General features: G+C 74.8%; 10 protein-coding genes. 2 read left to right on the forward strand and 8 right to left on the reverse strand.

Annotated elements, in window-relative coordinates; translation table 11 throughout:
* Positions 1-265, reverse strand: a 265-nt coding sequence (gene csrA, locus CTKZ_RS01075) for a carbon storage regulator CsrA (RefSeq protein WP_124341194.1), incomplete at its 3' end; no start/stop codon positions are given.
* 51 nt (positions 266-316) lie between these two features.
* Positions 317-730 (reverse strand): PLD nuclease N-terminal domain-containing protein, encoded by a 414-nt coding sequence (locus CTKZ_RS01080; protein WP_124341195.1) that lies wholly within the window; start codon positions 728-730, stop codon positions 317-319.
* Positions 731-973: 243 nt separating this feature from the next.
* Here CTKZ_RS01080 and CTKZ_RS01085 point away from each other — a divergent pair, with 243 nt between their 5' ends.
* On the forward strand, positions 974-4423 hold the full coding sequence (locus tag CTKZ_RS01085) for a 1,3-beta-D-glucan phosphorylase, GH149 family (RefSeq protein WP_124341196.1): 3450 nt from the start codon (positions 974-976) through the stop codon (positions 4421-4423).
* A 51-nt stretch (positions 4424-4474) separates the two neighbouring features.
* Here the strand turns inward: CTKZ_RS01085 and CTKZ_RS01090 are convergent, their stop codons facing one another.
* A complete protein-coding gene (locus CTKZ_RS01090; protein WP_124341197.1) occupies positions 4475-5944 on the reverse strand; it encodes an MFS transporter in 1470 nt (489 codons plus the stop codon).
* An 824-nt stretch (positions 5945-6768) separates the two neighbouring features.
* Between CTKZ_RS01090 and CTKZ_RS21305 the strand changes: the two genes are divergently transcribed.
* Positions 6769-7137: a PP2C family protein-serine/threonine phosphatase gene (locus tag CTKZ_RS21305; RefSeq protein WP_235843110.1), complete on the forward strand. Its 369-nt coding sequence runs from the start codon at positions 6769-6771 to the stop codon at positions 7135-7137.
* A gap of 79 nt (positions 7138-7216) precedes the next feature.
* On the opposite strand, the gene CTKZ_RS01100 is transcribed toward CTKZ_RS21305, so the two are convergent.
* The 5 genes from CTKZ_RS01100 to CTKZ_RS21310 all read right to left on the reverse strand — a co-directional run.
* On the reverse strand, positions 7217-8824 hold the full coding sequence (locus CTKZ_RS01100) for a methyl-accepting chemotaxis protein (protein WP_124341199.1): 1608 nt from the start codon (positions 8822-8824) through the stop codon (positions 7217-7219).
* A gap of 144 nt (positions 8825-8968) precedes the next feature.
* On the reverse strand, positions 8969-10039 hold the full coding sequence (locus CTKZ_RS01105) for a fatty acid desaturase family protein (protein ID WP_124341200.1): 1071 nt from the start codon (positions 10037-10039) through the stop codon (positions 8969-8971).
* Positions 10040-10066: 27 nt separating this feature from the next.
* Positions 10067-10522, reverse strand: a complete 456-nt coding sequence (locus tag CTKZ_RS01110; protein WP_124341201.1) for a hypothetical protein — start codon at positions 10520-10522, stop codon at positions 10067-10069.
* 55 nt (positions 10523-10577) lie between these two features.
* Positions 10578-10952, reverse strand: coding sequence for a LapA family protein (locus CTKZ_RS01115; protein WP_124341202.1), 375 nt, complete (start codon positions 10950-10952; stop codon positions 10578-10580).
* A 161-nt stretch (positions 10953-11113) separates the two neighbouring features.
* On the reverse strand, positions 11114-12145 hold a 1032-nt coding region (locus tag CTKZ_RS21310), incomplete at its 5' end, for a hypothetical protein (RefSeq protein ID WP_160142794.1).

Below are 12145 nucleotides of genomic sequence, written 5' to 3' on the forward strand. Positions count from 1 at the left end.
GCGCGGGGGCCGTCGTGCCGCGGGCCGTGCCGCCGGCGGCGGGCGGCGCGAGGCGGCGCAGCGCGGCGGCGGTGCTCTCGTCGGCGTTCGCGGCCTCGGCGTTGGCTGCGGTGAGGGCCTCGAGGACCTCGGCACGGTGGACGCGCACGTCGCGGGGGGCGTCGATGCCCAGACGCACGCCGTCGCTGCGGACCTCGATCACGGTGACGACGATGTCGTCCCCGATGACGAGACGCTCACCGACGCGTCTGCTGAGCACGAGCATGCGAGCGACCCTACCGTCCGCACGCGGCGGCGCCCGCGCGCCACGAGCGCGTCACGCGTTCGACGAGCCGCTCGTCCCGCCGTCGGGCTCGGAGAGCCGCTGCTCGCGGTCGCGCAGCTGCGCCTCCCAGTCCCGCAGCATCTGCTCGTGCTTGGTGTCGGACTCGCGGTCGCGGCGCAGGCGGTCGAGGAACTCGGGGTCGTCGTCGGGCGCGCGCCGGGGCCTCTCGTACTCGGGGAAGCCCGCGGTCCCGGTGGACGGCCACGGCACCTGGCGGCGGCGGTCGTCCTTGGGGCGGCCCGCGACGAGCCAGGCGACGCCGCCCGCGACGGGCAGGATGACGATGAGGATGAGCCAGCCCGTCCGGGACAGGTTCCGGATACGACCTTCGTCGGACTGGATGCAGTCGATGAGGCAGTAGACGAGCAGCCCGATCTCGACCACGAACGGCAGGTAGCGGAGCACGACCCCTCCTCCGGTGCCGCAGGCCCCGCGCCTCGGCGGACGCAGGCTAGCGGAGCGGGAGCGTGGGGCGGTGGCGTTCGGGTGACGGACCTGCGGGGACGCGCACCTGACCGGGTCGGAGGGCCGTTGCGTTCCGCGTTGACACGTGTCACCGTAGGGGAGCGCTTCCACGGCCGCACCGACGCGGCCCGTCCGGTCCCCCGACCGGTCGACCCGCGCCCCGGCACGAAGGACGATCAGGACATGGCGTCGCAGACCCTCACGCCCGCACGCACCGACGAGCCCGGCGACGCGCTCGTCACGAGCGGACCCGTGGACCTCGACGGCCGGCGGTTCTACCGGATCGCGTCGTACTCCGACCTCCCCCCGTTCTTCATGACGCTCGTCGGCGCGAGCGACCTGTGGCTGTTCGTCTCGAGCACGGGCGGCGTCACCGCCGGGCGCGAGCACGCCGACCGCGCGCTGTTCGCGTACGCGACGGACGACAAGGTCGCCGCGGGCGCCGGCCGCACGGGCGGGCTCACGCTGCTGCGCGTCGAGACGCCCGACGGGACGCGGTCGTGGCAGCCGTTCGCCGAGCGCCGCCCCGACGACCCGGCCGTCGAGCGGCACCTGTACAAGGACTACCTCGGGACGACGCTCGTCTTCGAGGAGACCCGTCCGGACGTCGGCCTGCGGGCGCGCGTCACGTGGCGGACGAGCGCCCGGTACGGCGTCGTGCGCGAGGTCGCGCTCACCGCGGTGGGCGGCGCCCCCGTGCGCGCCCGGGTGCTCGACGGGTTCGTCGACCTGCTGCCCGCCGGCGTGACCGTGCAGACGCAGGCGGAGTTCAGCAGCCTGCTCGACGCCTACAAGCGCACCGAGGTCGACGCCGCGACGGGACTCGGGCTCGTCTACCTGAACTCGACGCTCACCGACAAGAGCGACCCGAGCGAGTCGCTCGCGGCGACGGTCGCGTGGCAGGTCGGTCTCGACCCGGTCGCGCACCTCACGTCGACCCGGCAGGTCGCCGCGTTCGCCGCCGGCCGGCCGGTCACCTCCGAGCCCGAGGTCCGCGGCGAGAAGGGCGCGTACCTCGTCGTCGCCGACGTCGCGCTCGGGCCCGGCGAGACGCGGCGGTGGAGCGTCGTCGCGGACGTCGACCAGAGCGCCGCGGACGTCGTCCGGCTCCAGACCGCGCTCGCCGACCACGCCGCCGCGGCGGCCGCGCTCGAGGCCGACGTCACCGCGACGCGCGACCGGCTCGACCACCTCGTCGGGACCGCCGACGCCGCGCAGGTCAGCGGCGACGAGCTCGCGTCGGCCCACCACGCCGCGAACGTCCTGTTCAACGTGATGCGCGGCGGCGTCTTCGTCGACGGCTACCGCGTCACCGGCGAGGACCTGCGGGCGTTCGTCGCCCAGCGCTCACCGCGGACCGCCGCGCGCCGCCGGGAGTGGCTCGACGCGCTCCCCGCGACCGCCGACCTCGGCACGCTGCTCGACGCCGCCGACGCGACCGGCGACCCCGACCTCCTGCGGCTCGTGCGCGAGTACCTGCCGCTCACGTTCAGCCGCCGCCACGGCGACCCGAGCCGCCCGTGGAACAAGTTCCAGATCGCCCTCACGGACGCGAAGGGCCGCACGCGCGTCGACTTCCAGGGCAACTGGCGCGACATCTTCCAGAACTGGGAGGCGCTCGCCTGGTCGTTCCCGGGCTACGTCGAGTCGATGGTCGCGGTGTTCCTCGACGCGACCACGGCGGACGGGTACAACCCGTACCGGATCTCGCGCTCGGGCATCGACTGGGAGGTCCCCGAGCCGTCGAACCCGTGGGCGAACATCGGCTACTGGAGCGACCACCAGATCATCTACCTGGTCAAGCTGCTCGAGACGTCGCGGCGCTTCCACCCCGGGCGCCTCGACGCGCTCGTCGACCGCGCGCTGTTCACGCACGCCGACGTGCCCTACCGGATCGCGTCCTACGCGCAGACGGTCGTCGAGCCGATCGAGACGATCGCGTTCGACACCGCGGCCGAGGAGCGCGTGCAGGAGCGTGTGCGGACCGAGGGCGCCGACGGGCGGCTCGTGCACGGTCCCGATGGCGACCTCGTGCGCGTGTCGCTCGGCGAGAAGCTGCTGCTGCTCGTGCTCGCGAAGGTCGTCAACCTCGTGCCCGACGGCGGCATCTGGATGAACACCCAGCGTCCCGAGTGGAACGACGCGAACAACGCGCTGGTCGGCAAGGGTCTGTCCGTCGTGACGCTCGCCTACCTGCGCCGCGGCCTCGCGCTCGCCCGCGACCTGCTGGACCGCGACCTCACCGTGACGGACGAGCTCTCCGGGCTGCTGGCCGACGTGACCGCCGCGCTCGACGCGCACGCCGCGCCGGTCGAGGGCGGGTTCGACGACGCCGGGCGGCGCGCCGTCATGGACGCGCTCGGCGCCGCGGGCACCGCGTACCGCGAGCGCGTGTACGCCGGGTTCGGCGGGGAGCACCGGACGGTCGGCGCGGCCGACGTGCGGGCTTTCCTCGACGTCGCGCAGCGGTACGTGGACGCGGGCCTGCGCGCGAACCGCCGGCCCGACGGGCTGTTCCACTCCTACAACCTGCTCGACCTGCGCGGCGGCGTCGCGCGCGTCGGCCACCTGCAGGAGATGCTCGAGGGGCAGGTCGCGGTGCTGTCGTCGGGGCTGCTCACGCCCGCGGAGGCGCTCGACCTCGTCCACGCGCTGCGCCGCAGCGCCCTGTACCGCGCGGACCAGCACTCCTACCAGCTCTACCCCGACCGCGAGCTGCCGACGTTCCTCGCGCGCAACACGATCACCGCGGCCCAGGCCGCGAGCGCGCCGCTTCTCGACGCGCTGGTCGCCGCGGGCGACACGACGCTCGTGCTGCGCGACGTGCGCGGCACGCACCGGTTCGCGCCGGGCCTGCACAACGCGCGCGACGTCGTCGCGGCCCTCGACGCGCTGTCCGCGGGCGCGGCCGGCGTGGCACCGCAGCAGGTCGCGGACGGCCGCGCCGCAGTCCTCGACGTGTTCGAGCAGGTGTTCCGGCACGCCGAGTTCACGGGCCGGTCCGGCTCGTTCTTCGCGTACGAGGGCCTCGGCAGCATCTACTGGCACATGGTCTCCAAGCTGCTGCTCGCGGTGCAGGAGAACCACGAGCGGGCGGTCGCCCAGGGCCTCGACGCGGCGGTCGTCCAGGGCCTGGCCGACGCGTACGAGGACGTCCGGCTCGGCCTCGGCTACTGCAAGTCGCCCGAGGTCTACGGCGCCTTCCCCGTCGACCCGTACTCGCACACGCCCGCCGGCCACGGCGCGCGCCAGCCGGGCATGACCGGGCAGGTCAAGGAGGAGGTCCTCACGCGGCTCGGCGAGCTGGGCCTGCGGGTCGAGGACGGGCGGGTCGTGGTGCGGCCCGTGCTGCTGCGGGCCGACGAGTGGACGACCGCGCCGACGACGTTCCGCTTCCACGACGTCGCGCAGGCCGAGCAGACGCTCGCGCTCGACGCCGGGTCGCTCGCGTTCACGTTCTGCCAGGTCCCGGTCGTCTACCGGCGCGGGTCGGTGCTGCGGGTCGAGGCGACGCTCGCCGACGGCTCGCGCGTCGCCGGCACGGACGGCGTGCTCGACGCCGACGTGAGCGGTCGCATCTTCGCCCGGTCTGGCGACGTCGTGCGCGTCGACGTCGAGGTCCCGACCGCCTGACCGGCACGGCTCGCCGCCGTGACCCCGGCTCGTCCCCGGGCCACGGCGGCGTCAGGCGCGCGAGGCGGCGTCGTCGTCGACCGACGCGGGCTCGTCGTGCCGCTCCGTCGGGGGCACGCCGACGCGCGGCGCGACGAGCGCGGCGAGTACCGACAGCACGACCGTGAGCCCGAACGCGACGGCGAAGCCCGCCGTCCCGACGACCTCCTCTCCCCCGCCCGTGCCGTGCTCGCCCGCGGCCGACGCGCCGGAGACGAGCGCGAACAGCACGCCGCTCACCGCGAGGGCGAGCGCGGCGCCGACCGCGTCGGCGATCGACAGCGCGGAGCTGTTGCGTCCCTGCGTCCCGGGGCCGGAGTAGCCGAGCAGCAGCACGTTGAGCCGCGACGACGCGAGCCCCATGCCGGCCCCGGCGAGCGTCCACGTCGTGACGAGCACCGCCGGGTGCAGCCCGGCCGCAGCCGTGAGCCACGCGCCGACTGTCGCGGCGACCACCAGGACGGTCCCGAGGCGCACGGCGTCGCGGCTCAGCAGCCGCTGGCCGAGCCGCCCCTGCACGGCGGACATGCCGGACCACGCGAGCGCCGCGGTCGTGAGCGCGAGCCCGCTCGCGGCGGGCCCCCAGCCGTCGCGCGCGGCGAGCAGGTAGGGCACGTACGCCTGCGCGCCGAAGAACGCACCGGACACGAGCAGCCGCGTCGCGAGGACGCTCGGCAGCCCGGGTCGCGCGCGCAGCGACCCGGCGGGCAGGAGGGGCCGGACCGCGACGAGGGCGCCCACGCCCGCGACGGCCGCGAGCACCGCGGACGGCACCGCGGACAGCTCGACCGCGAGGTTGAGCGCGAGGACCGCGGCGGCGACGACCACCGCGAGCAGCACCCGGACCCGCGCCTCGGCGGGGCTGACGTCGGACCCGCTCTCGGGCGGGCCCAGCGGTCGCAGCGTGCGCAGCAGCGGCAGGCTCGTCGGGACGACGAGCAGCGCGACGGCGAGGAACACCCAGCGCCACCCCGCGGTCTCGGCGACGATCCCCGCGACCGCGGGCCCGACGAGCGACGGCAGCACCCACGCGGCGGAGAACCACGCGAAGGCCCGCGGGTGCAGGACGGGCGGGTACGCGCGCGCGAGCGTGACGATGAGCGTGACGTTGACGGCGCCACCGCCCAGGCCCTGCGCGAGGCGGCCGAGCACCAGCACCGGCATCGACGCCGCGAGCCCCGCGACGACCAGGCCGACGACGAACAGCACCGCCCCCGCGAGGAACGGCCGGAACGGGCCGTGCCGGTCCGACCACGACCCGGCGACGACCATCCCGACGACGCCCGTCGCGAGCGGCCCGGCGAACGCGAACGCGTAGAGCGCGTGGCCGTCGAGCACGTCCGCGACGCGCGGCATGACGGTGGTGACGGCGAACGACTCGAACGCGACGAGGACGACCAGGGTCACGAGCGCCGCGGTCGTCGTGCGCCGCTCGCGCCAGAGCGCGTCGGTCGTGCGGGGGCGGTCGTCGGGCGGTGTCACCTGGCGACCCTAGCCCGCGGATCCGTTGCCGCGGGAAACGCATTTCCGCGCCGCGAGCCGTCCCGACCAGAGGGCCGGACGCCCCGTCCGGACGAGCAGTCCGGACATGCGGAAGGGCGGCCGGTACGCGACCGGCCGCCCTCCGCGAGGTGCGCACCGCATGACGCCTCTCGGCGCGTGGCCGCTCGTAGCGGCGAAGGGTAGAGCCCGGGGGTCATGGGCGGTGCGACACCCTCCACAACGAAGCGGCCGGGTCGGTCATTCCCGACGTCCCGGGCTCGCACGCGGTGGCGGTGGTCACTCCACGCGAGCGGTGTCGCGCCGACGACGGCCGGCACCCAGCGGGAGCGGCCGCACCCGCACGGACCTACCGACGGGGTCGCGGAGGCCGCGAACCACGCGGCCGGTGAGCTCGGCTGGACCGCGCGGCTCTGGGTCGTCGACTACGAGCGGCGTCTCCTGGTCCCGATGCCGGCACCGTCGCTGCCCGACGCGGACGCCGTCCCGATCACGGGGACGCTCGCGGGCCGCGCGTTCCAGCACGTCCAGCCGGTGCCGGCGTCCGGGGATCCGCTCACGCTGTGGGTGCCGCTCCTCGACGGCGTGCACCGGTTCGGCGTCGTCCAGCTCACGATGCCCGCGGGCACCGACGTCGACGACCCGCGCACGCAGGAGCGGTACGAGCTGCTGTGCCACCTGGTCGGCCACATGATCGCGGCCAAGAACCCGTACGGCGACTCGCTCGACATGCTCGCGCGCCGCCGTCCGCGGGCGGTCGCGACCGAGCTGCTCGCCGACCTGCTCACGTCAACGCGGGGCACCCCGTGCCGCTGCTCATGCGCGACGGCAAGGTGGTCAAGCGGCTCGAGGGCGGTCGACGCATCGTGCTCGGCCTCGGCGACGGGCAGATCGACGTCGCCGAGGAGAGGCTCGAGCCCGGCGACTGGGTCGTCTTCCACACCGACGGCGTCACCGAGGCGCGGGACGCCGACGGCACGTTCTACGGCGTCGAGCGGCTCACCGACCAGCTGCGCCGCTCCGCCGCGGCCGGCCACAGCGCGCCCGAGACGCTGCGTCGCGTCGTGCACGAGGTGCTCGACCACCAGCACGGGCAGCTGCAGGACGACGCGACGCTGCTCGTCGCGCAGTGGGCGACCCGCAAGGAGGAGGCGCTGCGCGCAGCACCGCGCTGAGCCCTCGCGCGCGGCCGGGCGGGGACCGGTCGGGCCCCCCGTCCGGCGCAGCGCGACGTGTCGTGCCGGTCCGTCGTCGTCAGACGGTGAAACGTCCCACCAGCGCGTCGAGGCGCACGGAGTTGCGCGCGACCTCGTCCGCCGAGCCGCGGATCTGGTCGATGTGCCCGGCCGTGTACTGCGCGTTCTCGGCCATCGCGCGGACGTTGTCGGCGATCGTCGTGACGCCCAGAGCCGCGTCGGCGATGTTGGAGGTCATCTCCGACGTCGTGACGCTCTGCTCCTCGACGGCTCCCGCGATGCTGCTCTGGTGGTCGTTGACCTGGCCGATGACGTCGGTCGTCGTCGAGATCGCGGCGACCGCGTGCGCGACGTCGGACTGGATCTGCGTGATCCGGCCCGTGATCTCCTCGGTGGCCTTCGCGGTCTGCTGCGCGAGCTCCTTGACCTCGCCCGCGACGACCGCGAACCCCTTGCCCGACTCGCCCGCCCGTGCGGCCTCGATCGTCGCGTTGAGCGCCAGCAGGTTCGTCTGCTCGGCGATCGTGTTGATGAGCGCGACGACGCCGCCGATCGCGGCGGACGACTCGCCCAGGCGCCCGATGGTCGTGTTGGCGTCGTCCGTGCTGGTCACCGCGGTGTGGCCGGCGGTGTTCGCCTCGGCGGCGCTGCGCGCGATCTCCTGGATGGACGCGCCCATCTGCTCGCCCGCGACGGCGATGGTCTGGACGTTCGACGACACCTGCTCGGCGGCCGCCGCAGCGGAGGCGGCCTGCTGCGCGGCCTGCGTCGACTGCCGGGTCATCTCCCCCGTGATCGCCGACAGCTCCTGCGCCGCGGCGGACGAGGTGGCCGCGGTCTCGCCGATCTGGCGGACGAGCGCGGCGATGTTCGCGACGAAGCGGTTGAACACGCGGGCGAGGTCCCCGACCTCGTCGTCGCGCGCGCTGCTCACCTGCTGCGTGAGGTCGCCGTCGCCGTCCGCGATCTCCGTGAGCCGGGCGGTGAGGTCGCGGATCGGGCGCGTGATGCTGCGTGTGAGAAGGGCCGCGAGGACGACGACCAGTGCGACCGCGAGCGCCGAGCCGCCGACGATCACGACCTCGGTGGCGAGGGCTGCCCGGTCCGCCTCGGCGTCCCGGACGGTGAGCAGGGCCTCCTCGGCGCCGCCGATCTGGTCGAGCACGCCGCGGATCTGGTCCATGACGGCCTTGCCCGCGTCCGACATCACGATCTCCTGCGCGGCCTCGAAGCCGTCGGCGTCGCGGACGTCGATCGTCTGCTGCATCTCGTCGAGCTTCGCGGCGACCAGCGGCTCGAGCTCCTCGAGACGTGCCTGCTGCGCGGGGTTGTCGGCCGTGAGGCTGCGCACCTCGGCGAGGTGCTCGCCGACCGCGGTCCGCGCGGCGGTGTAGGGCTCGAGGTAGGAGTCCGCACCCGTGATGAGGTACCCGCGCTGGCCCGTCTCGGCGTCCTTGAGCGACGACAGGATCGCGTCGTTCGCGCGGATGACGTCGTGGGTGTGGTCGACCCACGTGCTGCTGTCGACCAGCGCCCGGGTGTTGAGGAACGACACGACGCCGACGCCGATCATGAGGACGAGGGTGGCGACGAAGCCGGCGACGAGACGTCGACCGATGCTCCAGCGCCAGCGGCGCGGGCGGGTGGGGTGGGACTTGCCGGGCACGATCACTGCTCCTGGGTCGGGGGTGCACCCCTCCCTTCGGCCGCTGGTAGATCGTTTCAAGTGGTCGCCCGGAGAATCTGTCGCGCGACCGGGACGCGTCCCACCCGCCCCACCGTGCCGTCGTCGGCGGGGGCAGGGGCCGGGCTACCGCGCGGACCGCAGCTCAGCGGCGAGCGGGCACTGGAAAGGGTCGCGCGCGGCGAGCCCGACGGCGTTCAGGTGCCGGACGACGATCCCGTAGGACTGCAGCAGGGTCGTCTCCGTGTACGGCACCCGGTGCTCGGCGCAGAACGCCCGCACGAGGGGCTGGACGCGCCGCAGGTTCGGGCTCGGCATGCTCGGGAACAGGTGGTGCTCGGTCTGGTAGTTGAGCCCGCCCATGAACAGGTCGGTCATGCGGCCGCCCCGGACGTTGCGGCTCATGAGCACCTGCCGGCGCAGGAAGTCGATCCGGGCGTCGCGGGGAACGAGCGGCATGCCCTTGTGGTTGGGCGCGAACACGGCCCCCATGTAGAGCCCGAACAGCCCGAGCTGGACGCCGAGGAACGCGAACGCCATCCCGACCGGCAGCAGCCAGAACACGAGCGCGAGGTAGCCGCCGAGTCGGAGCATCACGAACGCGATCTCGACGGGCCGCCGCTTCACGGGGGCGCGGCCGAAGATCGTCTTCACGCCCGAGATGTGCAGGTTGAGCCCCTCGAGCAGCAGCAGCGGGAAGAACAACCAGCCCTGTCGCTGCGTCAGCCAGCCTCTGAGGCCCGTCCGGGGGGCCTTGAGGTCCTCGGTGTGGAAGACGATGACGTCGGTCGCGATGTCGGGGTCCGCGCCGATCTGGTTCGGCTTGGCGTGGTGGCGCGAGTGCTTGTGCTGCCACCAGCCGTAGCTCATCCCGGCGTACAGGTTCGCGATGACGAGGCTCGACCAGTCGTTCCACCGCCCGGACTCGAAGATCTGCCGGTGCGCGGCGTCGTGCCCCAGGAACATGACCTGGCCGAGCAGGACCGCGACGAGCGCGGCGATGACGAGCTGCCACCACGACGGCCCGACGACGACGAACGCGGTGAACGTCAGCGCCAGCAGCGCCGTCAGCACGAGGAACCGCACCCAGTAGTAGGCGTGTCGGCGACGCATGAGCCCGGTCTCCTGGACGGCCTTGCTCAGCGTCGTGAACTCGCTGACCTGGCGCTCGCGCGCGGACGGGGTGCGCGTGGTCATGGCGATCCCGGGGGTGTCCACGGCGGCCTACTCGAAGCGGATCGTCGAGACGGCGGCGTGGGTCGCGTCGGACCGCCGTCGTTCCTCGACCACGCGTGCGTCGGCCGCGACGGCACGCTCGTCGCTCGCGGCGCGGAGCTCGCCGCCCAGGTCCCGCAGCATGGCGGCCAGCGCGGCGGCGAGGCCGTCACGGAGCTGGTCGAGGTTGGTGTTCTCGACGAGCAGGCGACGGTCGGAGACGGCGAGCCGGAGCGGCGGGCCGGTCGCACCGATCTGCTCGGCGAGCCGGCGGGCGGTCGCGGGGTCCTCGATGCGGGCGCGCTCGTCCCGGCCGACCTGGCGGGAGAACACGACCGGCACGGTGTAGGTGGCGGGCTCGTCGGCGGTGCCGAGCTCGGCGGGGAGGCCGGACTCGAGGATCGAGAGCAGGTGCAGGTCGCCCGTCGAGGCGTCGGGTGCGTGCGGCTGGATGGCGGTGGTCATGATCGACCCCTTCGAGAAGACGAGGAAGGCGGCGGGGGGAGCCGCCCGGGAGGGTTCAGCGCGTCGGCGGCGTGGTGTGCCGGTCGGAACGGATGCGGCGACGCAGCTGGCCGATGCGCAGGGCACCGACGACGAGCGCCACGACACCGACGCCGAGGCCGGCGATGACGAGCACCAGCGCGAGGGGCGCGCTGCCGGCCATGCCGAGGAAGGCGACCTCGACGGGCGCGGTGTTCTGCATCATGAACACGACGAGTGCGACGAGGACGAGGGCGCCGACGCAGACCCCGAACCAGGCGGCGCTGGTGCGGCTGCGGACGGGCTTGGGCGCCCGAGCGCCGGGAACGGTGCGAGAGGGCCGGTCACCCAGCGGGAGCGGATGCTCGAGGTCGCTGGTGAAACGGGGCGTGGAGTTGCTCTGGACGGGCATGACGCCCTCCTTGGTGGTCCAAGGAGGGCGGGTCCTCGGCTGAGAGCCGGTTCATCCTGAGACTGCTTCGATCGTACGCCTGTTCGGTCACCCCGGCCTCCTGGACCGGCGTCGGGGGCGTCCCGCGGCCGACGACCGCGCGCTCGACCGGTCCGCGCGGCTCAGTCCCAGCGCGCCCGGTCGCCGAGGGCCTGGCTGAGCGCCGCGGCCCACGCGACCGGCGTCGCGGGGACGCCGTCGATCCACGCGACGGGCACGCCGACGGCCAGGGCGGCACCTGGCTCGGCGGTGTCCAGCAGGCCGCGCATCGCGACCGCGTCGACCCGGGGCGTGACCGACCGCAGCCAGCGGCGGGCGTCGGCGGTGCGCGTGCGCGCGTCGAGCACGGCCCACACGTGGTCGGCCTCGCACGCGGCGAGCAGCGAGCGTGCGAGCTCGCGGTCCTCGGGGTCGGCACCGACCGTCAGCGCGACGACCCACGGGTGATCGGCGGACGGCGCGCCGGTCCGCCAGGCGGCGACCTGCTCGGCGCTCGACATCCGGCCGGGCGTGCGGCCACGCCCCCGACCACCCCGACCGGTGGGCGCCCCGGCGAGGCGCACGGCCTCGGCGGGCAGCCGCAGGCGTTCGGCGAGCAGCGCGGCGGCCGCGTCGGCGTCGTCGTCGGCACCGAGCACGACGAGCACGGACCCGGCCGTGCGCGGAGGCTGCGGCGCGGGCGGGACGTCCGCCAGGACGCCGGACAGCGTCACGTGCTCGCGGTCGAGCAGCGCGGCCGGCACGCCGATCTCGGCGAGCGCGGCCCGCAGGTCGTGAGCGGCAGCGGGAGCCGGCGCCGCGGCGGCGGGCGCCACGACGGGGAACGTCACGGGCACGACGTCGACCGGCTCGCGCGGCGTCGGCACCTCGACGACGGGCTCGGCGACGGCGACGCGGGGCGTCACCGCCTGGAGCGCGCGGGCGGCGGGCGGGGCGGCCAGCCCCGGGTCGGGCAGCGGGTCGGCGGTCACCGCGCGCACCTGCTCGAGCACGTGTGCGAACGACGCCGCGTCGGGCTCGTCGTCGGAGCCCGCCCCCGCGCCCCCCGCTGCGACGCCGGCAGCCTCGGCCACCGCACCCCCGACCTCGTCCGCCTCGTCGGCCGCGGCCAGCAGCGCAGGCAGCCCGCCCGCGGGCACGGCGCGCAGCGCGGC

Origin of the sequence: Cellulomonas algicola, assembly GCF_003851725.1 — a bacterium.
Classification (GTDB): domain Bacteria; phylum Actinomycetota; class Actinomycetes; order Actinomycetales; family Cellulomonadaceae; genus Cellulomonas; species Cellulomonas algicola.

Coding starts and splice junctions, on each gene's coding strand:
- CTKZ_RS01085 (WP_124341196.1), top strand. CDS start 974: ATGGCGTCGCAGACCCTCACGCCCGCACGCACCGACGAGCCCGGCGAC.
- CTKZ_RS01105 (WP_124341200.1), bottom strand. CDS start 10,039: ATGACCACGCGCACCCCGTCCGCGCGCGAGCGCCAGGTCAGCGAGTTC.
- CTKZ_RS01110 (WP_124341201.1), bottom strand. CDS start 10,522: ATGACCACCGCCATCCAGCCGCACGCACCCGACGCCTCGACGGGCGAC.
- CTKZ_RS01115 (WP_124341202.1), bottom strand. CDS start 10,952: ATGCCCGTCCAGAGCAACTCCACGCCCCGTTTCACCAGCGACCTCGAG.